Source organism: Pseudomonas sp. LABIM340, from assembly GCF_040017195.2.
GTDB lineage: Bacteria > Pseudomonadota > Gammaproteobacteria > Pseudomonadales > Pseudomonadaceae > Pseudomonas.
In genome coordinates this window covers 5022752-5049309 of the sequence record NZ_CM200227.1, presented here as the reverse complement: position 1 = coordinate 5049309, position 26558 = coordinate 5022752, and the positions used below count along the sequence as shown (strand labels likewise).

The 26558-nt window shown below is 64.9% G+C and carries 31 protein-coding genes and 1 riboswitch; of the genes, 19 read left to right on the top strand and 12 right to left on the bottom strand.

Going from position 1 to position 26558, the window contains the following annotated elements; all coding sequences use genetic code 11:
• Positions 1 to 139: 139 nt before the first annotated feature.
• Both ABKS89_RS23245 and ABKS89_RS23240 read left to right on the top strand, forming a co-directional pair.
• Positions 140 to 1279 (top strand): acyl-CoA dehydrogenase family protein, encoded by a 1140-nt coding sequence (locus ABKS89_RS23245; protein WP_348587224.1) that lies wholly within the window; start codon positions 140 to 142, stop codon positions 1277 to 1279.
• A gap of 42 nt (positions 1280 to 1321) precedes the next feature.
• Positions 1322 to 2503 (top strand): CaiB/BaiF CoA transferase family protein, encoded by a 1182-nt coding sequence (locus tag ABKS89_RS23240; RefSeq protein WP_348587222.1) that lies wholly within the window; start codon positions 1322 to 1324, stop codon positions 2501 to 2503.
• A gap of 6 nt (positions 2504 to 2509) precedes the next feature.
• On the opposite strand, the gene ABKS89_RS23235 is transcribed toward ABKS89_RS23240, so the two are convergent.
• Together ABKS89_RS23235 and ABKS89_RS23230 are read right to left on the bottom strand one after the other, a co-directional pair.
• Complete coding sequence (locus tag ABKS89_RS23235; protein ID WP_348587221.1) at positions 2510 to 3007, bottom strand: SprT family zinc-dependent metalloprotease; 498 nt, start codon at positions 3005 to 3007, stop codon at positions 2510 to 2512.
• A gap of 168 nt (positions 3008 to 3175) precedes the next feature.
• Positions 3176 to 3772, bottom strand: a complete 597-nt coding sequence (locus ABKS89_RS23230; protein WP_138215354.1) for a Yip1 family protein — start codon at positions 3770 to 3772, stop codon at positions 3176 to 3178.
• Positions 3773 to 4265: 493 nt separating this feature from the next.
• Here ABKS89_RS23230 and ABKS89_RS23225 point away from each other — a divergent pair, with 493 nt between their 5' ends.
• Entirely contained in the window at positions 4266 to 4541 is a 276-nt protein-coding gene (locus ABKS89_RS23225) for a hypothetical protein (RefSeq protein WP_348587219.1), read from the top strand.
• 3 nt (positions 4542 to 4544) lie between these two features.
• Positions 4545 to 5549 carry a TAXI family TRAP transporter solute-binding subunit gene (locus ABKS89_RS23220; RefSeq protein ID WP_348587217.1) on the top strand — a complete coding sequence of 335 codons (1005 nt, stop codon included), beginning with the start codon at positions 4545 to 4547 and terminating at the stop codon, positions 5547 to 5549.
• A gap of 81 nt (positions 5550 to 5630) precedes the next feature.
• On the opposite strand, the gene ABKS89_RS23215 is transcribed toward ABKS89_RS23220, so the two are convergent.
• Complete coding sequence (locus ABKS89_RS23215; protein ID WP_348587215.1) at positions 5631 to 6227, bottom strand: DNA-J related domain-containing protein; 597 nt, start codon at positions 6225 to 6227, stop codon at positions 5631 to 5633.
• A gap of 101 nt (positions 6228 to 6328) precedes the next feature.
• On the opposite strand from ABKS89_RS23215, the gene ttcA reads away from it, so the two are divergent.
• From ttcA to ABKS89_RS23185, 6 genes are all read left to right on the top strand, one after another.
• The gene (ttcA, locus tag ABKS89_RS23210; RefSeq protein ID WP_348587213.1) at positions 6329 to 7156 is read left to right on the top strand and encodes a tRNA 2-thiocytidine(32) synthetase TtcA; all 828 of its coding nucleotides are present in this window, start codon (positions 6329 to 6331) and stop codon (positions 7154 to 7156) included.
• Positions 7157 to 7175: 19 nt separating this feature from the next.
• Positions 7176 to 7847, top strand: coding sequence for a DNA-3-methyladenine glycosylase I (locus ABKS89_RS23205; protein ID WP_138215338.1), 672 nt, complete (start codon positions 7176 to 7178; stop codon positions 7845 to 7847).
• Between the two features lie 28 nt (positions 7848 to 7875).
• Positions 7876 to 8640, top strand: coding sequence for an NAD-dependent deacylase (locus ABKS89_RS23200; protein ID WP_138215337.1), 765 nt, complete (start codon positions 7876 to 7878; stop codon positions 8638 to 8640).
• A 69-nt stretch (positions 8641 to 8709) separates the two neighbouring features.
• Positions 8710 to 9336 carry a C40 family peptidase gene (locus ABKS89_RS23195; RefSeq protein WP_138215336.1) on the top strand — a complete coding sequence of 209 codons (627 nt, stop codon included), beginning with the start codon at positions 8710 to 8712 and terminating at the stop codon, positions 9334 to 9336.
• Positions 9337 to 9416: 80 nt separating this feature from the next.
• Complete coding sequence (locus ABKS89_RS23190; RefSeq protein ID WP_138215335.1) at positions 9417 to 9947, top strand: C40 family peptidase; 531 nt, start codon at positions 9417 to 9419, stop codon at positions 9945 to 9947.
• A 15-nt stretch (positions 9948 to 9962) separates the two neighbouring features.
• On the top strand, positions 9963 to 10625 hold the full coding sequence (locus ABKS89_RS23185; RefSeq protein ID WP_348587211.1) for an O-methyltransferase: 663 nt from the start codon (positions 9963 to 9965) through the stop codon (positions 10623 to 10625).
• Positions 10626 to 10683: 58 nt separating this feature from the next.
• Here ABKS89_RS23185 and ABKS89_RS23180 read toward each other — a convergent pair whose 3' ends face one another.
• The 5 genes from ABKS89_RS23180 to ABKS89_RS23160 all read right to left on the bottom strand — a co-directional run bounded on the left by ABKS89_RS23180 (position 10684) and on the right by ABKS89_RS23160 (position 14865).
• Positions 10684 to 11382 (bottom strand): pirin family protein, encoded by a 699-nt coding sequence (locus ABKS89_RS23180; RefSeq protein ID WP_138215333.1) that lies wholly within the window; start codon positions 11380 to 11382, stop codon positions 10684 to 10686.
• A gap of 126 nt (positions 11383 to 11508) precedes the next feature.
• Positions 11509 to 12276: an L-cystine ABC transporter ATP-binding protein TcyN gene (gene tcyN, locus ABKS89_RS23175; RefSeq protein ID WP_348587209.1), complete on the bottom strand. Its 768-nt coding sequence runs from the start codon at positions 12274 to 12276 to the stop codon at positions 11509 to 11511.
• On the bottom strand, positions 12273 to 12944 hold the full coding sequence (gene tcyL, locus ABKS89_RS23170; RefSeq protein ID WP_171049556.1) for a cystine ABC transporter permease: 672 nt from the start codon (positions 12942 to 12944) through the stop codon (positions 12273 to 12275). Before tcyL ends, tcyN begins: the two co-directional genes overlap by 4 nt.
• A complete protein-coding gene (gene tcyJ, locus ABKS89_RS23165) occupies positions 12944 to 13744 on the bottom strand; it encodes a cystine ABC transporter substrate-binding protein (protein WP_348587208.1) in 801 nt (266 codons plus the stop codon). Before tcyJ ends, tcyL begins: the two co-directional genes overlap by 1 nt.
• A gap of 119 nt (positions 13745 to 13863) precedes the next feature.
• Positions 13864 to 14865, bottom strand: a complete 1002-nt coding sequence (locus ABKS89_RS23160) for a D-cysteine desulfhydrase (RefSeq protein WP_348587206.1) — start codon at positions 14863 to 14865, stop codon at positions 13864 to 13866.
• A gap of 254 nt (positions 14866 to 15119) precedes the next feature.
• On the opposite strand from ABKS89_RS23160, the gene ABKS89_RS23155 reads away from it, so the two are divergent.
• From ABKS89_RS23155 to ABKS89_RS23145, 3 genes are all read left to right on the top strand, one after another.
• Positions 15120 to 15554: a hypothetical protein gene (locus tag ABKS89_RS23155; RefSeq protein ID WP_242015385.1), complete on the top strand. Its 435-nt coding sequence runs from the start codon at positions 15120 to 15122 to the stop codon at positions 15552 to 15554.
• Positions 15555 to 15671: 117 nt separating this feature from the next.
• Positions 15672 to 15878, top strand: a complete 207-nt coding sequence (locus ABKS89_RS23150; protein WP_045210393.1) for a hypothetical protein — start codon at positions 15672 to 15674, stop codon at positions 15876 to 15878.
• Positions 15879 to 16073: 195 nt separating this feature from the next.
• A complete protein-coding gene (locus ABKS89_RS23145; protein WP_348587205.1) occupies positions 16074 to 16325 on the top strand; it encodes a hypothetical protein in 252 nt (83 codons plus the stop codon).
• A 6-nt stretch (positions 16326 to 16331) separates the two neighbouring features.
• Here the strand turns inward: ABKS89_RS23145 and ABKS89_RS23140 are convergent, their stop codons facing one another.
• The 4 genes from ABKS89_RS23140 to ABKS89_RS23125 are packed head-to-tail and all read right to left on the bottom strand — an operon-like array spanning position 16332 to position 19824.
• Positions 16332 to 16961 carry an ABC-type transport auxiliary lipoprotein family protein gene (locus ABKS89_RS23140; protein WP_348587204.1) on the bottom strand — a complete coding sequence of 210 codons (630 nt, stop codon included), beginning with the start codon at positions 16959 to 16961 and terminating at the stop codon, positions 16332 to 16334.
• Positions 16958 to 17896 (bottom strand): MlaD family protein, encoded by a 939-nt coding sequence (locus tag ABKS89_RS23135; RefSeq protein ID WP_081520119.1) that lies wholly within the window; start codon positions 17894 to 17896, stop codon positions 16958 to 16960. The genes ABKS89_RS23140 and ABKS89_RS23135 overlap by 4 nt, the downstream gene beginning before the upstream one ends.
• Positions 17897 to 18682, bottom strand: coding sequence for an ABC transporter ATP-binding protein (locus ABKS89_RS23130; RefSeq protein ID WP_138215326.1), 786 nt, complete (start codon positions 18680 to 18682; stop codon positions 17897 to 17899). It abuts the gene before it with no gap.
• Positions 18679 to 19824: an ABC transporter permease gene (locus tag ABKS89_RS23125; RefSeq protein WP_348587203.1), complete on the bottom strand. Its 1146-nt coding sequence runs from the start codon at positions 19822 to 19824 to the stop codon at positions 18679 to 18681. Before ABKS89_RS23125 ends, ABKS89_RS23130 begins: the two co-directional genes overlap by 4 nt.
• 130 nt (positions 19825 to 19954) lie before the next feature.
• Positions 19955 to 20176, top strand: a riboswitch (cobalamin riboswitch).
• Between the two features lie 270 nt (positions 20177 to 20446).
• Here ABKS89_RS23125 and cobO point away from each other — a divergent pair.
• From cobO to ABKS89_RS23095, 6 genes are read left to right on the top strand one after another with little or no spacing between them, the layout of a single operon-like run.
• Positions 20447 to 21058 (top strand): cob(I)yrinic acid a,c-diamide adenosyltransferase, encoded by a 612-nt coding sequence (gene cobO, locus ABKS89_RS23120; RefSeq protein ID WP_301533711.1) that lies wholly within the window; start codon positions 20447 to 20449, stop codon positions 21056 to 21058.
• 28 nt (positions 21059 to 21086) lie between these two features.
• Positions 21087 to 22379 (top strand): cobyrinic acid a,c-diamide synthase CobB, encoded by a 1293-nt coding sequence (locus ABKS89_RS23115; RefSeq protein ID WP_348587202.1) that lies wholly within the window; start codon positions 21087 to 21089, stop codon positions 22377 to 22379.
• Positions 22376 to 23026 carry a 5,6-dimethylbenzimidazole synthase gene (bluB, locus tag ABKS89_RS23110; RefSeq protein ID WP_138215322.1) on the top strand — a complete coding sequence of 217 codons (651 nt, stop codon included), beginning with the start codon at positions 22376 to 22378 and terminating at the stop codon, positions 23024 to 23026. The genes ABKS89_RS23115 and bluB overlap by 4 nt, the downstream gene beginning before the upstream one ends.
• Positions 23023 to 24096: an adenosylcobinamide-phosphate synthase CbiB gene (gene cbiB / locus ABKS89_RS23105; protein WP_348587201.1), complete on the top strand. Its 1074-nt coding sequence runs from the start codon at positions 23023 to 23025 to the stop codon at positions 24094 to 24096. The genes bluB and cbiB overlap by 4 nt, the downstream gene beginning before the upstream one ends.
• Positions 24096 to 25097, top strand: a complete 1002-nt coding sequence (gene cobD / locus ABKS89_RS23100) for a threonine-phosphate decarboxylase CobD (RefSeq protein WP_348587199.1) — start codon at positions 24096 to 24098, stop codon at positions 25095 to 25097. The genes cbiB and cobD overlap by 1 nt, the downstream gene beginning before the upstream one ends.
• Positions 25098 to 25105: 8 nt before the next feature.
• A complete protein-coding gene (locus ABKS89_RS23095; protein WP_348587624.1) occupies positions 25106 to 26545 on the top strand; it encodes a cobyric acid synthase in 1440 nt (479 codons plus the stop codon).
• Positions 26546 to 26558 lie beyond the last annotated feature (13 nt).

The following is a 26558-nucleotide window of genomic DNA, read 5'->3' as shown; positions in this document are numbered from 1 at the left end:
GCTCTCCGGTGCAGCTTTGGGAAGTTTCACACTCGCATCTGCTGGGCGATTGCGTCAATCGACCCTGAGCGCTCGCGTCATTGAGGCCGCGCGCGGCCAGCACCTACCCTGCGGGCACTCAACCCACCGGGAGTCGACCATGCTGCGCAATCACTTCGAGACCGAGCACAACCTGTTCCGCGATGCGTTCCGATCCTTCCTCAACAAGGAAGTGGTGCCTCACCAGGAGGAATGGGAGGAAGCCGGTGTGGTGGACCGCAGTGTCTGGCGCAAGGCGGGGGAGATGGGCTTCCTGCTGCCCTGGGCGGAAGAGGAGTACGGCGGAACCGCTCTGAAGGATTTTCGCTACGAACAGATCATGTGTGAGGAACTGGCCGCCATCAACGAGCCGGGCTTCATGATCCCGCTGCACTCGGCGCTGTGCGGACCGTACATCGCCGAGTACGGCAACGCCGAGCAGAAGGCTCGCTGGCTGCCGGGGATTATCCGTGGCGAAAGCATCCTGGCGGTGGCGATGACGGAGCCGTCGGCCGGTTCTGACCTAGCCGGCATGCGCACCACGGCGGTGGACAAGGGCGACCACTTCGTCCTCAACGGTTCCAAGGTGTTCATCTCCAACGGCCTGCTGGCGGACCTGGTGATAGTCGCGGCCAAGACCGACCCGGCGAACAAGCACGCCATGGGCCTGTTCGTGGTCGAGCGTGGCATGGAAGGCTTCGAGCGCGGGCGCAACCTGAAGAAGCTGGGCATGAAGAGCCAGGACACCGCCGAGCTGTTCTTCAACAACGTGAAAGTGCCGAAGGAAAACCTGCTGGGGGATGCCAAGGGCGGCTTCTTCTACCTGATGAGCATGCTGGCCCAGGAGCGCCTGACCAACGCCTGCGGCGCGGTGGCCGGCGCGGAGGCGGCGCTGAACGCGACTGTCGACTACGTGAAGGAGCGCAAGGCCTTCGACCGCCCGGTGGCGCACTTCCAGAACACCCGCTTCAAGCTCGCCGAGATGCGCACGCAGATCGACGTGGCGCAGGTCTTCACCGACCGCTGCGTGATGGACCACAACCAGAAGAAACTCACCCCCGAAGTGGCTGCCGAGGCCAAGCTGTTCACCACCGAGCTGCTGTGCAAGGTGGTCGACGAAGGCGTGCAACTGCACGGCGGCTGGGGTTACATGTGGGAGTATCCGATCTGCAAGATGTACGCGAACGCACGGATCCAGCGCATCTTCGCCGGTACTTCGGAGATCATGAAAGAGATCATCAGCCGCGGCATGAAGCTCTGAGGCGCGGCGCCCACGCATCGATTGAGCGAAACAGGAGTGTCCATGAACGGCCCGCTCGCCTCACTGAAGATCCTCGATTTTTCCACCCTGCTGCCGGGGCCGTTTGCCTCGCTGCTGCTGGCCGACATGGGCGCCCAGGTGCTGCGCGTGGAATCCCCCACGCGCATGGACCTGGTGCGTGTGCTGCCGCCCCATGTGGATGGCACCTCCGCCAGTCACGCCTACCTCAACCGCAACAAGCGCTGCATCGCGCTGGACCTGAAGCAGGCCGAGGCGGTGGAGGTGGTGAAGCAACTGGTGCAGGAATACGACATCGTGCTGGAGCAGTTCCGCCCCGGCGTGATGGACAAGCTGGGCGTGGGCTACGAGGCGCTCAAGGCGATCAACCCGAAGCTGATCTACGTGTCGATCACCGGCTACGGCCAGACCGGGCCGCTGCGCGACCGCGCCGGGCATGACATCAACTACCTGGCCCTGGCCGGCGTTGCCAGCTACACCGGCCGCCGCGAGAGCGGCCCGCTGCCGCTGGGCGTGCAACTGGCGGACATCGGCGGCGGGTCGCTGCACGGCGTGATGGGCTTGCTCGCGGCGGTCATCCACCGGCAGCAGACGGGGGAGGGGCAGCAGGTCGATGTGAGCATGACCGACTGCGCCTTCAGCCTGCATGGCATGGCTGGCGCGGGCTATCTCGCGGCGGGCGTGGAGCCGGAGATGGAAGGCCTCGCACTCAACGGTGGCAGCTTCTACGACTATTACCGCACCCGCGATGGCCGCTGGTTCTCGGTGGGCAGTCTGGAGCCGCAGTTCATGCAGCAGTTCTGTGCCGCCATCGGCCGCCCGGAGCTGGCTGCGCGCGGGCTTTCGCTCAAGCCGGAAGAGCAGCAGGCACTCAAGCGCGAGATCGCCATCGAGTTCGAGAAGCAGGATTTCGCCCAGTGGCAGGAGCGCTTCGCCGCACTGGACGCCTGCGTCGAGCCGATGCTGTCGCTGGCCGAGGCGGTGGAGCATCCGCAATTGATCGAGCGCGGCGTGGTCACCCGGGTGCCCAACGGCAAGGGCGGCGAACAGCGGCAGGTGGCGTGCCCGATCCGTTTCTCCTCCGGCCTGCCCGAGCCGCGCCATATCGGCGCTGCCTTGGGGGCGCACACGGCAGATGTGATGGCGGAACTGGGTTACACCGACGAGCAGGTCGCAGCACTCAAGGCGGCGAAGGTTATCGCCTGAGTCGCATCACTCGCGGCGGGTTTCGCCGGTGAAGATCAGCGTCGCGCGGCAACGCCGGCAGTAGTAGCGGCGGCCCTGGGCGACCAGGTTGTGGCGCTGGGCGGAGAAGGGGAATTCATTGCCCTCGCCGCAATGGCAGCGATACAGGTAGCGGGTGGAGCGGCGGCGCTTGATCTCGTAGGTATGGCAGCGATCGGGCGGCAGGCCGTAGATGCCGCGCATGATCAGCTGCCACTCCTCGCCATGCGGGCGAATGCGCGGGCCGAACATCTGGTGGGCGATCAGGTGGGCCACTTCATGGGCCACGGTCTGCTGCAGGAAATGTTCGTGGTTTTCCCGGTACAACTGCGGGTTGAAGCGCAGCAGGTTTTCATCCAGGTGGGCGACGCCGGCCTTCTGGCCGCGTAGCCGGAAGCTGACTTCCGGGCGGGGAAAGCGCCGCTGGAAGAAGGCTTCGGCCTGCTGGTAGCAGGCTTCGACGCGAGCGTTGAGCTGTTCAGACATACAGTGGTTCTCCGACGGGGGCAGATTATGCCGCAGTCGGGGCGCGGGTGGAGGATTTCTCGCGGCCACTCGTCCGGGGTGCAGGTTCAGGCAAGCCGGGCGAGTTTCAGGCAAGCACGCAAAAGAAAACCGGGCCGCTGGGGCCCGGTTTTCGTTCATGTCGTGCTATCAGGTGTATTCCGGGCCAACGCCGCTGCCCCAGAGGATGACCGACAGGGCCATCATCGCCACCAGCACCACCAGTCCCACCGCCAGCACCGAGCTGGAGAACAGGAACCCTTCATCCTTGTGAATGTTCATGAAGGTCGGGATGCCGACGTAGAGCAGGTAGACGGTGTAGCAGATCGCGGCGGTGCCGATGATCATGCCCAGCCACAGGTGCGGATAGAGCGCCGCCAGGCCGCCGATGAACAGCGGGGTAGCGGTGTACGCGGCGAATACTATGCATTGGGTCAGCGATGGCGATGCGTCGTAGGTACGTGCCATCCAGTGAATGAAAGCGCCCATGATGGCGACGCCGGCGAGCATGGCGATGTAGGTCATGATGGTCAGCTGGATCGCACTGGCAGCCGTCAGCTTGACCGGTCCCGCATTGCCTAGAACCCAGCCGACCTGCGTGGTGCCGATGTAGGCGGAAATGACCGGGATGGCAGCGAGGATCAGGACGTGGGTCAGGTACATGTGGCTGATGGATTCTTCTTCGCCACGGATGTCCTGCCATTCCTGATCGGGATGGGTGAAGAGCCCCCACACATGATGGATCATGTCAGCATTCTCCTCTTCTTATAGAAGGTCGCCCCCCAGCGAGGCGCCGAATACGCGTAGCCAGCGTCATCCGGTGCCCGGCCGACCTATGCGACCTTAAGTCGCAGTATAGGAATGGCTGCAGGCCACGTCGTCCGTGGGGTTAGAGCAAATGGAAGTTTCACGGGCGGCTGTAATAGCGCTCCAGCATTTCCATGGGCCCGATTGACTGCTTCGAGCGGGCTGCCCCTCTGCTGGTCGATTGTCGGCCTTTGCTGCCGCGCGCTGCATTTTTCACCTGGCTCGCAAGGTGGAGGCGTATTGCGCGATAAGAGCTTGTACCCGGTGATCCGGAAATGTCTGGTTATCTATCGTTGTGCATGCTCGCTAGCATGCCGGCCTTCCATACATTGACCGGCATATACCCCATTCATATGTGGGCGTGCACTACTGCATTATCGGTAGGCTCGTCGCGTTGTCTGTGGTTTGCATAAGTTCTATCGGGCATATCCACATGAATCTACCGCGCCAGCGCATCCATTTCACGAAGTTCCTGTGTTTCATTCTGGGTATTCCCGGAGTTCTTATGATCACACTGGGGGGCGCGCTATACACCTTTCTAAGTTATCCCAATACCACCATCGTCATTGCTGCCGGACCGGTGGAAGGCTTCTTTTATAGCACGGCCGAAGCCTATCGGACCTACCTGGAGTCCAAGGGATTCAAAGTCAAGATAAGATCCGAACAGAACACTTTGTCGCTGATCGATCTTGTGAACGACGAGCGCTGAAATGTGGACCTCGGATTCATCGCACAGGAAGTCGATGCGCTGAATTATCCGAACACCCGGGCATTGGGAGTCATTATCTACGAGCCAGTTTTCGTGTTCTACCGCAAGGAGCTCGGGAACATCCATAGCCCCGGCGATCTGAAAGGTAAGCGCATTGCAGCGAGTCCTCCAGGAAGTGGGACGCGCCAGATGGCGGAAAACCTGCTTGCCATTCATGGCCTGGATGAGCGGAACGTGCAGTTGCTTCCCTACAACTTGAAGGCAACGTCCCAGGCTTTGCTGGACGGGCAGGTGGATGCTGGCGTTTTGCTACAGCCTCTGGATCAGCCGCTTGTCAGGGAGTTGGCCCATTCGCCCGGCATAGAGTTGCTGGATCTGAAATATGGTGAGGCCATTGCGCAGCAACTTGCAGAGAGGCGAACCATGAAGGTCGTTAAAATTCCCAGAGGCTATTTTGATCTTCATGCCGGGATTCCCAGAAATGATATTGAAGTGCCGGCCGAGGCGGTAACCGTGGTCGTCAAGAAAGGCATGGATCCTGGCATCCTGCATCATATTCTGCTGGCCATGAAACAGGTCCATGGTGGTGCGGCGTCGGCTGCGACGGGGGAGTCATTCCCTTCTGTGAAGGGCACTCAGGTTCCGCTACACGAGGTGGCGGAAGCCTATTACAAGAATGGGCTGCCATTCCTGTACAAATATCTACCTTTCCAGTTGGCCAACGGAATGTTCACGATATTTCTATTTATCTTGCCCTTGAGCATCGTTGGGCCGGCGTTAAGTTCGCTGGGGATTCCAAAACCACTCTGGTTTTTCCAGGAGTTCCGTTGCCACCTGTGGCTGCTGGAGATGCGGCATATGCAAGCCACCATTTCGTCTACGGGGAAATTGAGCGCACGGCAATTGCGTCGCCTGAACCGCATACGCCACATTGTTTCGCGGCAGAAGCGGGCAGTGGAGCATTGTCGCGATATGCTGGAACGCTTTCCCAAGGAGATCATTGACTAAGGTCGACCCAGGTTTCGGGGCGCGATCCCAATGTGCTTGGCGGGAGAGCGAACCGCTACAGGAGGCCGCTAGTGAGGCAGGTTAGGGGCGGCTGTAGTAGCGCTCCAGAATTTCCATGGCCTTGTTGATCGACTGCAGGCGGGTGGTGCTCCCGCCCCGATCGGGGTGGTGCTGGCTGACCAGCTGGCGGTAGCGCAGCTTGATCAGCGCGTAGTCCACCGGGCCGTCTTCCAGCTCGAACAGGGCCAGCGCAGCGGCCTTTTCCTCATTGCCCTGCATGCGCGTCCAGAAGCTTTTCAGCAACTTCTCCACATCGTGCTCTGTGGTTTCCTTCAGGTGTTTCTCATCGAGGTAGTAGGCGCACAGCGCATCCTGCTCGCCGAGTGCCTGCACGCCGCTCATATAAGGAGAGAGCCGAATCTGCAGCGGACCGATCTCCAGGTGCGCCGCGTTCTCCTCCCAGAGTCGGTCGCGCAGGCGATACAGCGCGTTGAACACCAGAAAGTGGGTGCGGAACAGCACCAGCTTATCGGTCAGCGGCAGGTTGGGCACATGGGTGGAATGCCGAGCCTTCAACTGCTGGATCAGCTGGAATTCGGAAATTCCTTCAGGTGCTTCCCGCAGCAACTGCAGGAGCTGGTCCGTCAGGTCTAGGGAAGGTTCGAGATCGGGCGTCATGCTGTCAGATTAGCAGTAGGCCGATAGAGGGGCTGGGGTACGCGTCGCTTTGCGCGTAAAATGACCGGCTTTTCGTCTTGCCCTTCGGATTCCAGAGCACCATGGCCAGCACCCTTTCGGTCAACCAGAACAAACTGCAGAAACGCCTGCGCCGCCAGGTTGGCGAAGCGGTCACCGACTTCAACATGATCGAGGACGGCGACAAGGTGATGGTCTGCCTGTCCGGCGGCAAGGACAGCTACACCCTGCTGGACATCCTGCTGTACCTGCAGAAGGTGGCGCCGATCCAGTTCGAGATCGTCGCGGTGAACATGGACCAGAAGCAGCCGGGCTTCCCCGAGCACATACTGCCGGCGTACCTGGAGTCCATCGGCGTGCAGTACCACATCATCGAGAAGGACACCTACTCGGTGGTGAAGGAGAAGATCCCGGAGGGCAAGACCACCTGCTCGCTGTGCTCGCGCCTGCGCCGTGGCACCCTCTATACCTACGCCGACGAGATCGGCGCGACCAAGATGGCTCTGGGGCACCACCGGGACGACATCCTGGAAACCTTCTTCCTTAATATGTTCTACGGCGGCACCCTCAAGGCGATGCCGCCCAAGCTGCTGTCCGATGACGGCCGCAACGTGGTGATCCGCCCGCTGGCGTACTGCAACGAGAAGGACATCGAGGCCTACTCGGTGCTCAAGGAATTCCCGATCATCCCGTGCAACCTGTGCGGCTCGCAGGAAAACCTGCAGCGCCAGGTGGTCAAGGAAATGCTGCTGGACTGGGAGCGCAAGTCCCCGGGCCGCACCGAGATCATGTTCCGCGCCCTGCAGAACGTGGTGCCGTCGCAACTGGCCGACCGCAACCTGTTCGACTTCAACAGCCTGCGCATCGACGAGACTGCCACACCGCGCTTCCTCGACGTGATGAACCTGTAAGACCTCGCAAGGACGCCCGATGCGCGATTACCCGTGGCTGTACGAATACTGTCTGAACCGCTTCGGCTCGGTCGAGGCGCTGGAAGCCCGCCTGCCACAGGCCAAGTCCCCGGCCGAGCTGGCGGCGGTCAGTGATGATCGCTACCTGTCGCTGATCAGCCTGCGCATCTTCCGTGCGGGCCTCAAGCACAGCCTGGTGGACGCCAAGTGGCCGGCCTTTGAGGAAGTCTTCTTCGGCTTCGACCCGGAGAAGGTCGTGCTGATGGGCGGCGAGCGCCTGGAAAACCTGATGCAGGACACCCGGCTGATCCGCCACCTGGGCAAGCTCAAGAGCGTGCCGCGCAACGCCCAGTTCGTCCTCGATATCGCCCGCGAATACGGCAGCTTCGGCAAACTGCTGGCCGACTGGCCCTCCAGCGATATCGTTGGCCTGTGGAAGCTGCTGGCTAAGCGGGGCAATCAGCTGGGTGGCATGTCTGCGCCGAGATTCCTGCGCATGGCCGGCAAGGACACCTTCGTTCTCAGCGATGATGTGGTCGCCGCTCTCAAGGCCCAGGAAATCGTCGACAAGACGCCGACCAGCCTGAAGGACCTGGCGCTGGTTCAAACTGCGTTCAACACCTGGCAGGAACAAAGTGGCCGGCCGCTGTGCCATATCTCGATGATGCTGTCGTACACGGTCAACCACTGACGCGCGGCCCGGCCGCAGAGGAGGGCGCATGGACTCGGTCATCGAACGCACTGGCGCGGCACTGGCTCGCGCCGAACGCATCCTGGTGATCACCGGTGCCGGGCTCTCCGCCGATTCGGGCATGCCGACCTATCGTGGCTTGGGCGGTCTTTACAACGGCCGCACGGCGGAAGGGATACCCATCGAAGTGGCGATCTCCGGTCCGATGCTGCAGAAGGACCCGGCGCTGTGCTGGAAATACCTGGCCGAACTGGGCAAGGCCTGCCTGAATGCACAGCCCAACGCCGGCCACGACGCCATCGCGGAACTGCAACGGCTCAAGCCGGAATGCTGGGTGCTGACGCAGAACATCGATGGCTTCCACCGTCGCGCTGGCTCGCCGTCGGAGCGGCTGATCGAGATCCATGGCGAGCTGGCGCCGCTGTACTGCCAGTCGTGCGGGCTGGAAAGCACCGAACTGGCCGAGCATCTCGATGGCCCGCTGCCGCCGAAATGCGCGCGCTGCGCAGGCGTATTGCGCCCGCCGGTGGTGCTGTTCGAAGAGATGCTGCCGGAGGAGGCGATCGACACGCTCTATGCGCAATTGCGCAAGGGCTTCGATGCCGTTCTGCTGGTAGGGACTACTGCGAGCTTCCCCTATATCATCGAGCCGGTGCTGCGCACGCGGGACGCGGGGGGCTTCACCGCCGAGGTAAATCCGGGGCTGACCGACCTCAGTTCAGTGGTCGAAGAAAGAATGGTTGGTCGAGCCTTAGACATTATGCCGCGCCTGCTAAGTCACATTCCTCGATAAAAAACTTGCATTGCCCCCATTGAGCGGGCAAATTAGCCCGCTAATAAATGGAGCTAATGAGACACGGTCGTGCCCATGCTTAAACGCTTAGCACCCCTCGTGCCCATGAGTTTCGTTCTGCTGCTGGCAGCTTGCGCCAGCCATTCGCCGGAATCGCAGCCGAACCAGGTCGCTTCAGTGCCTGCCACTCGAGCAGCGTTCCAGGTCAATCAGCACAACATAGCGCTGATGAATGAGTCGCAGGACGAGGGGGCCAAAAACGATAACGGCAGTTCGACTGCCCATGTATCCGACATTCTGGACCGCGCGTTCTCGCTGATCGGTACTCCGTACCGCTTTGGTGGGAAATCGGAGCGGACCGGCTTCGACTGCAGCGGCTTCGTGGGCTATCTGTTCCGCGAAGAAGCAGGCATCAGCCTGCCGCGCTCCACGCGTGAGATGATCAACATGGACGTCCCGCTGGTCTCGAAAGAAGACCTGCAGCCGGGCGACCTGATCTTCTTCAACAACCGTGGTCGCGGTCGGGTCAGCCATGCCGGCATCTACATCGGTGACGGACAGTTCATCCACTCCGCCAGCCGCCGTGGCGGTGGTGTGCGGGTGGACAGCCTGGACGAGAGCTACTGGCGCCTGAGCTACATGGAAGCCAAGCGCGTACTCGAGCCCGGCTACGAGCCGAAGACGGTGACTCGCTAAACTTAAAGTTTTACTTTAAGTATTGCGCTCAAGTCACTGTTGGTACAAAGTGATGGCACTCCTTGACGGGATGCCATCACATGCTCGTTACTCAGCGCATCATTCTCCTCGCTGCTCTCGCCTCGCTGGCCGCCTGCGCCAGTCGCACTCCGCCGTCGCCACCTCCCGTGGTGAACGTGCCTGCTGCTCCCGTCTACAACACCCAGGCTGCTGACGATGTCCTGATCCGTGCCATTGGCTTGGTCGGTACTCCCTATCGCTGGGGCGGCAACACGCCCGACGGCGGATTCGATTGCAGCGGCCTGATCGGCTACGTCTACCGCGATGCCACCGGCCTGATGCTGCCGCGCTCCACCCGCGAGATGATCACCCTGCGCGCACCCACCGTCGGCCGCGAGTCCCTGCAGAGCGGCGACCTGGTGTTCTTCGCCACCAGCGGTGGACGTGGCGTTAGTCATGCGGGTATCTATGTCGGGGAAGGGCGCTTCGTTCATGCGCCCAGAACGGGCGGGACCGTTCGCCTGGACAGCCTCGACAGCGCTTATTGGCAGAAAGCCTTCCTGGAAGCCAAGCGCGTCCTCGCCGTACAGAGTCTCGCCCTCCATCCCTGATCCTCAGGAGGGCCCATGACCACCCGCACGCTGAACCTGGACGACTCTCTCTACCAGTACCTTCTCGACGTCTCCCTGCGCGATTCGCCGGTCAAGGCACGGCTGCGCGCCGAGACTGCCAGGCTGCCGATGTCCCGCTGGCAGGTCGCCCCGGAACAAGGGCAATTCCTTGCCCTGCTGGTCAGGCTGACCGGCGCAAAACGCATTCTCGAGATCGGCACCTTTACTGGCTATAGCGCCCTGTGCATGGCCGAGGCTTTGTCAGAGGGCGGCCATATCCTTTGCTGCGATCTGCCTGGTGAGTACAACGACATCGCCCGAGGCTGCTGGCATGACGCCGGCGTGGATACGCGCATCGAACTGCGCCTCGGGCCGGCGCTGGCCACGCTGGAGGCTCTGGTAGGCGGTGACCAGCAGGGCAGCTTTGACCTGGTATTCATCGATGCCGACAAGGCCAACTATCCGGCCTACCTGGAGCACGCCCTGACCCTGCTGCGCGAAGGCGGCCTGGTAGTTTTCGACAATGTGCTGTGGAGCGGGCGGGTGCTGGAGGCGAATCCGGAAAGCGCGGACACGCGGGCGATCCAGCAGCTCAACCTGGCGTTGAAGACGGATGAGCGCGTGGATTACTCGCTGGTACCGATTGGCGATGGCATGAGCCTCTGCCGCAAGCGCTGAATCCCAGGCAGAAAAAGGCACGCCAGTTGGCGTGCCTTTTTCGTTTCAAGTGCCTGAATCAGGCAACGTCGACCAGGATCACTTCGCTGTCTTCCAGCGCAGTGACCTTCACCACAACCTCGTCGGCGATGGCGGCACCGTCGCGGGCCAGCAGTTCGACGCCATTGACCTCGACCTTGCCGGTTGCCGGTACCAGGTAGGCGCGGCGACCATTGCCCAGTTCGTACTCGGCGGTCTGGCCGGCCTTCAGGGTGGCGGCCACCATGCGGCCTTCGGCGCGGATGCGCAGGGCGTCGGTGTCGTTCTCATAGCCGCTGGCCAGGGTCACGAAGCGCCCGGCGCGGTCGCCCTTCGGGAAGGGCTTGGCGCCCCAGGACGGCGTGCCGCCGCGTACCGAGGGGATGATCCAGATCTGGAAGATCTTGGTGACATCCTTCTCCAGATTGTACTCGGAGTGCACGATGCCCGAGCCTGCGCTCATCACCTGCACGTCGCCTGCTTCGGTACGGCCCTTGTTGCCCAGGCTGTCCTGGTGGGTGATCGCACCCTGGCGGACGTAGGTGATGATTTCCATCTCGCGGTGCGGGTGCGGCGGGAAGCCGGTACCGGCGGCGATTTCGTCATCGTTCCAGACGCGGAGGTTGCCCCAGTCCATACGCTCGGCGTCGTAGTACTCGGCGAAGGAGAAGTGGTGCTTGGCGTTGAGCCAGCCGTGGTTGGCGCCGCCGAGTTGCTGGAAGGGTCTGCGTTCGATCATGACTTAGTCCTCGTGGGGCGCGGCTGGCCGGTGGGCCAGTCCGCGCGGTTCATGGGACTATTTTCTCTCGCACGTGATCGATAAAAAAGCGCAAATATCGGCAGATATTAATCGATTAATTCGATTCTATTCGGCTGCGCTTTTTTCGCCCTGGTCGAGGAATTTGCTGAGGAACTGGCGGGTGCGCTCTTCTTTCGGGTGAGCGAACAGCGCCTTGGCGTCGCCCTGTTCGATGATCACGCCCTTGTCGATGAAGATCGCCCGGTTCGCGACGTCGCGGGCGAAGCTCATCTCGTGGGTGACGATGACCATGGTGCGCTTTTCCTGGGCCAGGCCGCGGATGGTCGCCAGGACCTCACCGACCAGTTCCGGGTCCAGTGCCGAGGTGGGCTCGTCGAAGAGGATCACGTCCGGTTGCATGGCCAGCGCGCGGGCGATGGCAACACGTTGCTGCTGGCCACCGGAGAGACGCTTGGGGTACGAGTCCTCCTTGCCGGCCAGACCGACTTTGGCCAGTAACTGGCGGGCGCGCTCGATGGCCTGGGCGCGGGGTTCCTTCTTCACGATGATCGGGCCTTCCACCACGTTCTCCAGCGCGGTGCGGTGGGGGAACAGGTTGAAGTTCTGGAAGACGAAGCCGACGTGCTGGCGCAGCTTGCGGATCAACCCCTGCTGGCTGCTGAGCGGCCGGGAGGCGTCGATGAGGATGTCGCCGACCTGAATAGTCCCGCCGTTGGGCGTTTCCAGCAGGTTCAGGCAGCGCAGCAGGGTGGTCTTGCCCGAGCCGCTGGGGCCGATGATCGCGACCACTTCGCCGGCCTCGACGGTCAGGTCGATGCCCTTGAGCACCTCCTGGCCGCGGAACTGCTTGGTCAGCTGGCGGACTTCGATCATGCGTCGTGCTCCTGGTCATGGCGGTTGACCCGGTCTTCCAGGCGGTTCTGCAGGTGCGACAGGATGCTCGCGAGGATCCAGTAGATGAGCGCGGCGGCGAGGTACATGGTGAAGACCTCGAAGGTGCGCGCGGTGATCAACTGGGCCTGGCGGAACAGTTCCGGGACCTGGATGGTGGCGGCCAGGGCGGTGTCCTTGACCAGCGAAATGAAGCTGTTGCCCAGCGGCGGGAGGGCGGTGCGCGCGGCCTGCGGCAGGATCACCCGGCGCAGGGTTTCGGCGCGGGTCATGCCGATGCTGGCGGCGGCTTCCCACTGGCCCTTGTCGATGGAGCCGATGGCGGCGCGGAGGATTTCGCAGACATAGGCGGCCATGTTCAGCGAGAAGCCGATCAGCGCCGCCGGCAGCGGGTCGAGTTCGATACCGGCCTGGGGCAGGCCGTAATAGATCATGAAGAGCTGGACCAGCAACGGAGTGCCGCGGAAGAACGACACGTAGATACGCGCGATCCAGCGCACGGGAGTGAAACCGTACAGGCGCATCAGCGCCAGAACGAATCCGAGCAGCAGTCCGAAGAACATGCCGCCTACGCTGAGGACTACCGTGAAGACCGCGCCCTTCAGCAGGAAGGGCGCGGAATCCAGCGCAAGCTGCAGGCTTTCTTCGATCATTGGGTGACGTCAGCCTGGAACCACTTCTCCGAGAGTTTTTTCAGCGTGCCGTCGGCCCTGAATTTCTCGATGGCCTTGTTCAGTGCCGCGAGCAGCTCCGGGTTGCCCTTGCGCACGGCGATACCGGCTTCCTGGCGGGCGAAGGGAGCGCCGGTCAGTGCCATGGCGCCCTTGGTCTTGTTGACCATGTCGAAGGCGGCCAGACGGTCTACCAGGATCACGTCGATGCGACCGCTGCGCAGGTCCTGGAACTTGGTCGGATCGTCTTCGTAGGTACGCACGTCAGCTTGCGGGACGTGTTCGCGCAGCCACTGTTCGTAGTTGGTGCCCAGTCCCACGCCGACTTTCACGCCTGCCAGTTTCTCCGGCGCGTCGTACTTGCCTTCGTCACCCTTGCGCACCAGCGCCTGGATGCCGGAAACGGTGTAGGCGTCGGAGAAGTCGTACTTCTTCTTGCGCTCTTCGGAGATGGTCACCTGGTTGATCACCAGGTCCAGGCGCTTGGATTCCAGCGCGGCGAGGATGCCGTCCCACTTGGTCGGCTGGAGCTTGGCGGTGACGCCCAGTTCCTTGGCGATCAGGTGAGAGAAGTCCACTTCGAAGCCGGCGAGTTTGCCGTTCTCGTCCTGGAAGCTGAAAGGTGGGTAGGTGCCCTCGAGACCGACGCGGACTTCACCCTTGGACTTGATCTGGGCGAGCAGGTCGTCGGCGGCCTGGGCCTGGCCGAAGAGGCTGGCGCCGAGGGTGAGGGTCAGGCTGGCAAGCAGGAAATGACGTCGCAGTGCGGAGAAGGTCATGGTGGTCCCCGTTTTTGGTGTTTTAAGCAGGTTAGTCAACGCGTGGCGACTATATGGGCAGAATCGTTATGCAATAAAATAATAAAAAATTACATACCTAGTTCTGATTATTAGGTAGGTCAATTCGCCGAATGGTAGGCGAACAGCGCCGGTGAACCACCGGTGTGCAAGAACAGGATAGGCCCGGGTTTCACGAAGCGATCGCGGCGGATGCCGTCGAGCAATCCGGCCATGGCCTTGCCGGTGTACACCGGGTCCAGCAGCAGGCCTTCCTGGCTCGCGAGCAGTCGCACCGCCTCCAGCGTGCCAGCATTGGGTTCGCCGTAGCGCGGGGCGAAGTACTCGTCCCACAGTTGCACTTTCGGCAGGGCCTGTGCGTCGTGGCCGAGCAGTTCCAGCGTGCGCTCGACCAGCCCTTCGACTTTTGGCCGTTGAGCCGCGTCGGTCCGCGAGACGGTTACGCCGATGACGTCCAGTTCCGGCAGGGCATCGGCCAGGGCGATCGCCAGGCCCGCATGGGTGCCGGCGCTGCCGGAGGCGAGCACCACGGCGGAAAACTCCTGGCCACTGCCGTGAATCTGCTCCGCCAGTTCCAGCCCGGCGCGCACATAACCCAGGGCGCCCAGCGCATTCGATCCACCAATGGGCACGATGTAGGGCTTGCGGCCTTCGCGGCGCAAGTGTTCGCCGGTCTGCGCCAGCAACTCGTCCGCGGTGTCGAGGTTGGGCACGAGTTCGACTTCGCTGCCGAACAGGTCCAGCAGCAGGCGGTTGCCGTTGCTCAGGTAGTTGCGGTCATCAGTGCCGATGGGGTTTTCCAGCAGCGCCACGCAGCGCAGACCGAGCTTCGCCGCGACGGCGGCGGTCTGGCGCACATGGTTGGACTGGATCGCCCCGGCGGTGACCAGCGTGTCGGCGCCGGTCTTCAGGGCATCGGCGGCGAGAAATTCCAGTTTACGGACCTTGTTGCCACCCAGGGCGAAAGGCGTGGTGTCGTCGCGCTTCACGTACAGCTCGCGGCCCAGCTGTGCGGAGAGCCGCTCCAGCTTGTCCAGTGGTGTCGGGCCACCGGCCAGGTCGAGACGGGAAAAGCGGGCGAGGGCTTCGCGCAGGGAGCTCATGGCGGGTTCTCGGAGTGACGGCGGGATGCGTCACGATAGAGCGCGCGCGGGGCGGCCGCAATGTGGCTGGCGGCCGCGTGACGCCGACCTGCACGGGAATGTCGCGCGACGATCCGCCCGCTCGCCGGGGGAATCTCCGGAGGCTGTGAATCAATGTGCGGACAGCGGCGCGGCGAACCGCTACGCTCCACGCTCAGATCCGGAATCCATAACCGGGCGATAACGAAAACAGGAAAACCAGGGCGGGAAATCCGATGACATCAGCAGTACTTTCACGCGCTTCGCTGCAACGCTGGACGCTTCAGCTGCTCGGCGCACTGGCCCTGATGCTGGGGCTGAGCAGCCCGGCGCTGGCCGACCGGGTGATTCCCTCGGGGATGATGGTGGGGTTCGTCGACAGTGCGGTTTATCCGGTGATCACCCTCAAGCGGCCGAAGCCGAGCCTGCTGCGCCAGGTGATCACCATCGGGCTGTACCAGAAGACCATCAGCTACCCGCTGTCGGTCAGCATCCGCATCCGTGATGAGGACAACCGCTTCATGGTCTACGGCATGCTGCCGAAGATCGCCGGCAAGTTCGTCGGCATCAAGATGGGACTGGACAGTCGAATCAGCCAGATCTGGGTGATGACCGAAGCCGAGGCGACCGAGTACGTAACCCGCCCGGACACGCTGTTCCCGCCGAGCTGATGGCTTTGCGTGCCGCTTGAAGGCCCTGCCCGCGCCGTTCGTGCGGGCGGGCAGCCGGCAGAGGGCGACTTCGGCTATCATGTGCGCCGATTCAAACCTTTCAGAACCGGTCTACCCATGACGTCCTCTCAGCAGCCGCCCCGCGACGAAAGCGCCGACAACGCGCAGGAACAACCCAAACTCTCCCTGGCCGAGCTGGCCAAGGCCGCACTGGCTGCGCAGCAGCAGGCGAAAACCGCCTACCAGCACCGCAAGCCTCACGACCAGGCCGAGTACCGCCCGCCGCATCCGCGTGGCTCGCGCCGCTCGATGGGCAAGCGCTGAGGCAACCTCTCGTCTGAAACACCGTCGGCCGGCGCTCTTGCGGGGGCGCTGGCTGAACTGCGGCGGCCGGCATCGGTCGTATCCGCATCGGCCTTGCCATGCTGGCTGGCCTTCCCGCACTCGCGAACCCGTCACGGATCGACACCCGCGCCCTATGCCCTGGCAGAAGGAGCGCCTCGCGTCCAAGGAGAATCCATGAAAGTCCTCGTTCCCGTCCTTTCCCTGCTGGCGCTCGCCGGCTGCATCACCATGACCGGCAATTACGAAGTCAGCGCCCGTGACGAGTCCGGCAAGGCCCTGAGCAAGGGCAAGTTCCTCGCCCATGGCAGCGGCATCTATACGGTGCGCAACTCACTCTGCTCGGTCTATCCGAAGGCCATCGTCACCATCAAGGACGTGGAAACGGATCAGGAGCTGGAAGGCGAAAGCCCCTACCACTGTCGCTGAGTCCTCTTAAGGGGAAGGCGGCGTGAACTTCTGCTGCTGCCCCTGCTGCAACGTCCACTCCACTACCTGCGCGGAAAGCTGGTCGGCTGCCTTGCCGAAGGCGCTGACCACTTCGGGCACCTGCTTGCCGTCCACCGACTGGCGGACCTCGAAGGTGCGCGAGGCGACGATACGCTGGCCGAGCGTGCGCACCAGACGCGCGTCATAGCGGATGTGGATCACCGGCTTGCCGTTCTGGTACTCGCTCTGGAAGGCGCGCAGCTCGCCCGTCAGGTCGAGGTCGGCCTGCAGGCTGGTTTCGTCGCTGCTCAGGGCGCGCACGCTGCCGTTGGCGGTGAAGGCGTCGAGCAGGCGGTCACGCAGCAGGCCCGGTGCGCGGTTGCTCCAGCGCGCGCCCTGGTAGCTGCTCAGCTGGTTGCCCTGCGGGACTACGGCGATGCGGTTGCTGTCCAGCGCCAGGCTGGCGTTGGGGGCGCTGATGCGCAATGACCAGTTCACTGCGGCAGTGCTGCGCGCCGGCTGCTGGGCCGCTGGCAGCAGGTAGAAGTCCGGGCTCTCCGCTTCCGGGAGGATCGAGCAGGCGCCCAGCAGGCTGACCAGGGCGGCGACGCCGAGCAGGCGGGGAAGGGCGGTCATGGCTGGAACTCCTTGTTGCGCTCGCGGCCGAGCAGGTAGCCGGTGGGGTTCTCCTGCAGGCGGCGGGTGACGCCGCGCAGGTCTTCCAGGGTGGAGCGCAGTTCGCGGATCGCCGGGCCGATTTCGCCCAGGCCATTGAGGCCGCCATTCACCGAGTCGTAGTTGCTGCCCAGCAGTTGTTCTACGCGCTCGCTGCTGGTACGCAGGGAGGCGAGGGTCTTCTGGGTGTCGTCGAGGATGTCCTGGCCTTTGCCGCCCAGGGTCTGGTTGGCGCGTTCGAGCAACTGGCTGGCGTTGGCCAGGGTGATGCGCGCCTGCTCGCTGGCGGCGGCCAGTTCCTTGAAGGTCTGGCGGATGTCGTCGCGCTGCTCGGCGACCACGCCGGTGGCCTGGTCGATGTGGTCCAGGGTGCGGCTGATGCGATCGACGTTCTCCTGGGAGAACATGCGGTTCACGTTGTTGATCAGGTTGTTGATGTTGGTTGCGATGTCCTCGCCGTTGGCCAGCAGTTTGGCGAAGGGCGAGGGGATGGTCTTGATCACCGGCACTTCGCCGTCCTTGCTGGCCAGCGGCGGGCTGTCCTGGGCGGCACTGGAAAGCTGGATGATGGCCTGGCCGGTGACGCCGGTGAGGGCCAGCTTGGCGCGCGTGTCCTCGCGGATCGGCGTGCTGTCGTAGACGCGGATGCGGGCGCGGACCTTGCGCGGGTCGTTCGGGTCCAGGCGCAGGGACACCACGTCACCCACGCGGATGCCGCTGTACTGCACGGTGCCGCCCTCGGACAGGCCGGTTACCGCCTCGTTGAAGATCACGTCGTAGATCTTGTACTTCTGGTCGTTGCTCGACTGCGCCAGCCACAGGGCGAAGAGCAGCGCGCCGATCGACACGACGAGGGTGAACAGGCCGATCAGCACGTGATGGGCACGGGTTTCCATTCAGCTTTCCTCCCGCAGGTGTTCGGTGGCCTGCAGCGCAGCACGGCCGCGCGGGCCGTGGAAGTATTCCTGCACCCAGGCGTCGTCGGTCCGGGCGACCTGGTCCAGCGGCCCCACCACCAGCACGCGCTTCTGCGACAGCACGGCGACGCGGTCGCAGATGGTGTAGAGGGTGTCCAGGTCGTGGGTGACCAGGAACACCGTGAGGCCGAAGGCGTCGCGCAGGGTCAGGATGAGTTGGTCGAAAGCCGCCGCGCCAATGGGGTCGAGGCCGGCGGTGGGTTCGTCGAGGAACAGGATGTCCGGGTCCAGCGCCAGGGCGCGGGCCAGGGCGGCGCGCTTGACCATGCCGCCGGAGAGCTCGGCCGGGTATTTGCCGCCGGCATCCGGCGGCAGGCCGGCAAGGGAAATCTTCACCTTGGCCATGAACTGCGCATCGGCGCGGGACAGCCCGGCATGCTCGATCAGCGGCAGGCAGATGTTCTCGCTCACGGTCAGCGAGGAGAACAGCGCGCCGTTCTGGAACAGCACGCCGAAGCGCCTTTCCAGCTTCGAACGCTCGAGCGTGGACAGCGCCGGCAGGTTCTGCCCGAACACATGCACGCTGCCTTCGCTGGGCTGGCGCAGGCCGATGATGCTGCGCAGCAGTACCGACTTGCCGGTGCCCGAACCGCCGACCACGCCGAGGATCTCGCCCTTCATCACGTCGAGGTCCAGGTGCTCGTGCACGGCGTGGGTGCCGAAGCGGTTGGCGAGGTCGCGGACGACGATGATCGGTTCGCTCACCAGCCCATCTCCATGAAGAACAGCGCGAAGACCGCATCCAGCAGGATCACCACGAAGATCGACTGGACCACGCTGGAGGTCGTGTGCTCGCCCACCGACTGTGCGCTGCCGCTGACACGGAAGCCTTCCAGGCAGCCGATCACGGCGATGATGAAGGCGAACACCGGGGCTTTGACGATGCCCACCAGGAAGTGCTGCACAGCGATGTCGTTCTGCAGCATGTAGAGGAACATGCGCGGCGAGATATCCAGGGCCAGGGCACAGACCACGCCGCCGCCGAAGATGCCGGAGATCATCGCCAGGAAGGTCAGCATCGGCAGGGTCAGCAGCAGGGCCAGGACGCGCGGCAACACCAGCAGTTCCACCGGGTCGAGGCCCAGGGCCTGGATGGCGTCGATTTCCTGGTTGGCCTTCATCGAGCCGATTTGCGCGGTGAAGGCGCTGGCGGTGCGGCCGGCAAGCAGGATCGCGGTGAGCAGCACGCCGAATTCGCGCAGGAAGGAGAAGCCCACCAGGTCGACGGTGTAGATCTGTGCGCCGAATTTCTGCAGCACGGTGGCGCCCAGGAAGGCCACCACCGCACCGACCATGAAGGTCAGCAGGGCGACGATGGGCACGGCGTCCAGCCCGGTTTCTTCCATGTGCGCGGCCAGCGAGGTGAGCCGCCAGCGCCGCGGGCGGAACAGATTGCGCAGCAGTGTCTGCAGGGTCAGGCCGATGAAGCCGAGCAGGCCCACCAGATGTTCGCGGAAGGTCAGGGTGGCGATGCCGATGCGCTCCAGCACATCGACCAGCGCGTTGCCCGGCTCCGGCGATTTTTCGTCCAGGCGGCACTGAGTGATGGCGCTGCCAACGGCGCGCAGCAGTGCCTGGCGTTCGGCGGGGAGATTGCGGGCGATCTGTTCCAGCTGGCTCATGCGCGCGCCGCCGATGATCTCGGCGAGCAGCGCGGCACCGGCGGTGTCCAGCGCGCCGAGGCCGGCAAAATCCAGCGCGGCGGGGGACTCGGCTTGGCGCTGGGCGGCTACCTGGGCCTCCAGCGCGGAGAAATGCGCGAGCGTCCAGTCGCCGCTGACGTACATCAGCGGTGGGCTGGCGGAGGTGTCGAGCTGAAGCTGGCCGGGCTGGGCGGTCATCGTCATGGTTCGCATTCTAGCGGAGTTACACAGTGCCATGATTGGACAGGTGTGTCGCATTGTAGAGCGGCTGCCTGGTGCTGGGACAAGCCCGGCGACATCCTGTTCAATTGACGCCCCAGGCCGCCAGCCACTAAGCTGCGCGCCTGCTTCAGGTGCTCTCGGCGCAAGCCGCGAGTGAAACAGGGAAGCCGGTGAAATCGATGCGCAATCGACCATTCCGGCGCTGCCCCCGCAACGGTAAGCGAGCTTCGAACCGCAGACAGCCACTGTGCCACGGCATGGGAAGGCGCGGTTCATCGACAGCCTCACGGCGTCACTCGCAAGCCCGGAGACCGGCCTGCTGCATCGCATGGCATCGCGGGAGGCGCTGCCGACGTCGGCGCTGCGCGCCGCGCGTTGCCGTCCTCCGCCTGCCCCGACTGGTCAGTGCCGCGCGGGTGAGAGCGGCGGAGAATCCTTCAGGTGAAATCCCTATTCCCCAGGTCGACAGCCTTTGCGCTGGGCGGCCTCTATCGTCTGGCGCCGACGCGCGCCGGCGGTTCGTCTCTGCCCATTCCATTCCTCGTTCGCTGCCACCCGGCCGGCAGCCTGACGCCTGTGCAATCCCTTTCAGGAGCAATTTCCCATGACTGAATCCCCGGAAAAGGACGAGCGCCATCGCTCGCGCATGCAGCGCAAGAAGGCGGTGGTCGACGAGAAGATCGCCCAGGCCCAGGGTGAGCGCGGCGTGTTCCTGGTCAACAGCGGCAACGGCAAAGGCAAGAGCAGCTCGGCCTTCGGCATGGTCGCCCGCGCGCTTGGCCATGGCATGAAGGTAGGCGTGGTGCAGTTCATCAAGGGCGCCGCGACCACGGGCGAAGAGGCGTTCTTCCGCCGCTTCCCCGAAGAGGTCAGCTTCCACGTGATGGGCGAAGGCTTCACCTGGGAAACCCAGGACCGCCAGCGCGACATCGCCAAGGCGCAGTTTGCCTGGGACGTGGCGCGCCAGCTGCTGGCCGACCCCGAGGTCGGCCTGGTGGTGCTGGACGAGGTGAACATCGCCCTCAAGCACGGCTACCTGGAGCTGGACACCGTGCTGGCCGACATCGCCGCGCGTCCACCCATGCAGCATGTGGTCGCCACCGGCCGCGGCGCGCAGCCGGCGATGCTCGAGGCCGCCGACACCGTGACCGAGATGGGCCTGGTGAAACATGCCTTCAAGGCCGGCATCAAGGCGCAGAAAGGGGTGGAGTTCTAATGCATCCCGTTGTGGCGGAGCGCGTCGTATGACCTCGCGCCAATGCCCCGCACTGCTGATTGCCGCCCCGGCTTCCGGGCAGGGCAAGACCACCGTGACCGCCGCCCTGGCGCGCCTGCACACGCGCCTTGGGCGCAAGGTGCGGGTATTCAAGTGCGGCCCGGATTTCCTCGACCCGATGATCCTTGCCCGCGCCAGTGACGCGCCGGTCTACCAGGTGGACCTGTGGATGGTTGGCGAGGAAGAGAGTCGCCGCCTGCTCTGGGAGGCGGCCGGCGAGGCCGATCTGATCCTTATCGAAGGTGTGATGGGTCTGTTCGACGGCTCGCCGTCTGCGGCCGACCTGGCGCGGCGCTTCAATGTGCCGGTGATGGCGGTGATCAACGGCCAGTCCATGGCGCAGACCTTCGGCGCCATGGCCGTTGGCATGGCAACCTACCAGAGCGACCTGCCGTTCTCCGGCGTGCTCGCCAACCGTATCGGCAGCCAGCGTCACCGCGACCTGGTGCGCGACAGCCTGCCGGAGTGGATTCGCTGGTATGGCGCGCTGCCGCGCGATACCGAAGTGGAGCTGCCCAGCCGACACCTCGGCCTGGTGCAGGCCGACGAGCTGGCTGACCTCGACGCCCGCCTGGACGCCGCCGCCGATGCCCTGGCGGCCAGCGCCAGTACCGAGCTGCCCCTGCCGGTGAGCTTTGCCGCACCCGAGCCGCGCCGCGAGTTCTCCCGCCTCGATGGCGTGCGCATCGGCGTGGCGCGGGACAACGCCTTCGCCTTCCTCTATCAGGCCAACCTCGACCTGCTGCGCGCGCTGGGCGCCGAACTGGTGTTCTTCTCGCCGCTGCGGGACCAGGCGCTGCCGGAAGTGGACAGCCTCTATCTGCCCGGCGGCTACCCGGAATTGCACCTGCAGGCGCTGGCCGGGAACCGCGCCATGGCCCAGGCCATCCACGCGCACCACGAGATGGGCAAGCCGATCCTCGCCGAGTGTGGCGGCATGCTCTATCTGCTCGACGCACTGACCGACGTGGCTGGCGAGCGCGCGCCACTGCTTGGCCTGCTGCCGGGCGAGGCGCGCATGCAGAAGCGCCTTGCCGCGCTGGCGCTGCAGGCGGTGACGCTGCCCGAAGGCACCCTGCGCGGGCACACCTTCCACCACTCGTTGCTGGACGGCAGCGAAGAGCCGCTGGCCCGAGGCGTCTGCCCCAACGACAAACCGGTGGCCGAAGCGGTGTTCCGCCGTGGCCGGCTCACCGCCTCCTACATCCACTTCTACCTGCCGTCCGACCCGGACGCCGCAGCAGCGCTGCTGAGACCATGACCGAGCACGCCTACAGCCTTGAGGAGCGCACCGCGCTCTACCGCGCCATCGCCGAGCGCCGCGACATGCGTCATTTCAGCGGCGGCGAGGTGGCGCCCGCACTGCTCGCACGCCTGCTCGAAGCGGCGCACCAGGCGCCCAGCGTCGGACTGATGCAGCCGTGGCGGTTCATCCGCGTCACCTCGCGGGAGCTTCGCCAGTCGATCCACGGATTGGTGGAAGAAGAGCGCGTGCGCACCGCCGAGGCGCTGGGCGAGCGCTCCGACGAGTTCATGCGGCTCAAGGTCGAGGGCGTGCTCGACTGCGCCGAAGTACTGGTGGCCGCGCTGATGGATGGCCGCGAGGCGCACGTCTTCGGCCGCCGCACCTTGCCGAACATGGACCTGGCCTCGCTGTCCTGCGCCATCCAGAACCTCTGGCTGGCCTCGCGCGCGGAAGGCCTGGGCATGGGCTGGGTATCGCTGTTCGACCCCGCCGCGCTGGGTGGACTGCTTGGCCTGCCGGCGGGAGCCGAAGCGGTGGCGGTGCTCTGTCTCGGTCCGGTCAGCGAGTTCTACCCCGCGCCGATGCTGGCCCTGGAAGGCTGGCGCCAACCGCGCGCACTCAGCGAATTGCTGTACGAGAACCACTGGGGAGAACAGCCATGAGCCTGGCCCTGCTGAGCGTCCTCGGCGTGGTGCTGGATGCCCTGTTCGGCGAGCCGAAACGCTGGCATCCGCTGGTGGCCTTCGGGCGTCTGGCGGATCGGCTGGAGCGGCGCTTCAATCGTTCGCGAGTGGCCGATTGCGCTGAAGAGCCCCCTCTCCCTGAAGGGAGAGGGGACCGTATGGTGCAAGTTGAAACTTCGGTGTCGGCCTGCTCGGACAGCGCCCTCTCCCTTCAGGGAGAGGGCGGGGGAGAGGGTGCTTCCCCCCACTCCGAGGTTTCCGGGAGCGACACCCCCGGCCTCGGCTGGCGCAGCCACGGCGTCACCGCCTGGATCATCGCCGTCATCCCGCTGACCCTGATCGCGCTGCTGCTCAGCCTGCTGCCCTATGTCGGCTGGGTCGTGCAGGCGCTTGCGTTGTACGCCGCACTGGGCCTGCGCAGCCTGGGTGAGCATGCCGAGCCGGTGGCACTGGCGCTGCGCTCCGGAGACCTGAACGAAGCGCGCCTGCGCGTGGGTTACATGGTCAGCCGCGAAACCGCCGAGCTGGACGACACCGCCGTGGCCCGCGCCGCCACCGAATCGGTGCTGGAGAACGGCAGCGATGCGGTCTACGCCGCGTTGTTCTGGTTTGCCGTGGCCGGCGCACCGGGTGTGGTGCTCTATCGCCTGAGCAACACCCTCGACGCCATGTGGGGCTACCGCAACGCGCGCTTCGAACGCTTCGGCTGGGCTGCGGCAAAGATCGACGATGTGCTCAACTACCTTCCGGCGCGCCTGGTGGCCTTCACTTACGCGCTGCTCGGTCACACCCGTCTCGCCCTGCGCTGCTGGCGCACGCAGGCACCGCAGTGGGACAGCCCCAACGCCGGCCCGGTGATGGCGACCGGCGCGGGCGCGCTGGGCGTGTCACTCGGCGGCTGCGCCCGCTACCACGGCGAACTCCACGAACGCCCGCGGCTGGGCGAAGGCCCGGCGCCGACCGCCACCGATATCTGGCGCGCGCTGGCTCTGGTGCGCCAGGGCGTGCTGCTGTGGCTGGCGGTCATCCTCATCCTGGGAGTGCTCTGATGCTCGAACATGGCGGCCGGTTGCGCAAAGCGGCGCAGCAGTACGGCATTCCGCTCGCCGAATGGCTGGACCTGTCCACCGGCATTTCGCCCTGGCCCTGGGCTTTGCCCAACGTGCCGGCAGCCGCCTGGATGCGCCTGCCCGAAGACAGCGACGGCCTGGAGGCGGCCGCGCGCCGCTACTACGGCGCCGAGAAGCTGCTGCCGCTGCCCGGCAGCCAGGCGGCGATCCAGTTGCTGCCGCGACTGCGCCGGCCGGGCAAGGTCGGCGTGGTCTCACCCTGTTATGCCGAGCACGCCGAGTCCTGGCGCGCTGCCGGGCACATCCTGCGCGAGGTCAGCGACCAGGAGGTCCCTCATCACCTGGAGCGCTTCGACGTGCTGGTGGTGGTCAACCCGAACAACCCTACCGGTCGGCGCATAGAGGCCGGCGTGCTGCTGGAATGGCATGCGCGCCTGCAGGAACGCGGCGGCTGGCTGGTGGTGGACGAAGCCTTCATGGACTGCACGCCCGAGCACAGCCTGGCGCCCAGCTGCGCAAGCCGTCCGGGTTTGATCGTGCTGCGCTCCTTCGGCAAGTTTTTCGGCCTCGCCGGGGCCCGGCTGGGCTTCGCCTTCGCCGAACCGCGCCTGCTGGAAAGCCTGGCGAAACTGCTCGGTCCCTGGTCGGTGAACGGCCCGACACGCTGGGTCGCACAGGCCGTGCTGGGCGAGTTCCAGGAGCAGATCCAGCGCCGCCGCGATCTGCATGAGGCGAGCCGGCATCTGGCCGGGTTGCTCGGCGAGCACGGTTTCGCCCCGCAGGGCGGCACGGCCTTGTTCCAGTGGGTGGTCTCCATGCGCGCCCACGCGCTGCGCGATCACCTGGCGCGCCAGGGCATCCTCGTGCGCCTGTTCGAGACGCCCGCCAGCCTGCGCTTCGGCCTGCCGCCGGACGAGAAGGGCTGGGAGCGCCTGGAGCACGGCCTGCGCACCTTCAACCAGATGGAGAGCCTGCGTTGAGTACGCTGATGGTGCAGGGCACGACCTCGGACGCCGGCAAGAGCACGCTGGTGACCGCGCTGTGCCGCTGGCTGCGCCGACAGGACGTGGCCGTGGTGCCGTTCAAACCGCAGAACATGGCGCTGAACAGCGCGGTGACCGCCGACGGCGGCGAGATCGGTCGCGCCCAGGCGGTTCAGGCGCAGGCCTGCCACCTGGCGCCGCACACCGACATGAACCCGGTGCTGCTCAAGCCCAACAGCGACACCGGCGCCCAGGTGATCATCCAGGGCCGCGCGGTGACCAGCATGAACGCCGTGGCCTACCACGACTACAAGCGCGTGGCGATGCAGGCGGTGCTCGAATCCCACCAGCGTCTCAGCTCGCAGTACCCGGTGGTGATGGTGGAGGGCGCGGGGTCGCCGGCGGAGATCAACCTGCGCGCCAACGATATCGCCAACATGGGCTTCGCCGAGGCGGTGGACTGCCCGGTGATCCTGATTGCCGACATCGATCGCGGCGGCGTGTTCGCCCATCTGGTCGGCACCCTGGAGCTGCTCTCCGAGAGCGAGCGGGCGCGGGTAAAAGGCTTCGTCATCAACCGTTTTCGCGGTGACATCGCGTTGCTGCAGAACGGCCTCGACTGGCTGGAAGAACGCACCGGCGTACCGGTACTCGGCGTGCTGCCGTACCTGATGGACTTCCACCTGGAAGCCGAGGACGCCATCGATACCCGCCAAGCCGCCAAGACCGGCGAGCGCCTGCGCGTGGTCGTACCGGTGCTGCCGCGCATCAGCAACCACACCGACTTCGACCCTCTGCGCCTGCACCCGCAGGTGGAGCTGACTTTCGTGGGCCCCGGCCAGCCGATCCCGCCGGCGGACCTGATCATCCTGCCCGGCTCCAAGAGCGTGCGGCCGGACCTGGCCTTCCTCCGTGCCCAGGGTTGGGAAGCGGCGATCCGCCGTCACCTGCGCTACGGCGGCAAGCTGCTGGGCATCTGCGGCGGCTTGCAGATGCTCGGCCGTAGCCTGGCCGATCCGCACGGGCTGGAGGGCTCGGCGGGGGAGAGCGACGGCCTCGGCCTGCTGGACTTCCGCACTGTGCTGGAGCCGGAGAAGCAACTGCGCAACGTCCGCGGCCAGCTGGCGCTGGAAGAGGCTGCGGTGAGTGGTTACGAGATTCATGCCGGCGTCAGCGAAGGCCCGGCGCTGACGAAACCGGCCGTGCGCCTGAGCGATGGCCGCAGTGACGGCGCGTTGAGCACCGACGGGCAGGTGATGGGGACTTATCTGCACGGGCTGTTCGAGACCAGCGCATCCAGCTCGGCGCTGCTGCGCTGGGCCGGGCTGCGCGAGGTGCAGAGCATCGATTACCACGCCCTGCGCGAACGCGACATCGAGCGCCTGGCCGATCAGGTCGAGGCGCATCTGGATACCGAGAAACTGAGACAGCTGTGCGGACTGTAGGGCTGGTCAGCGT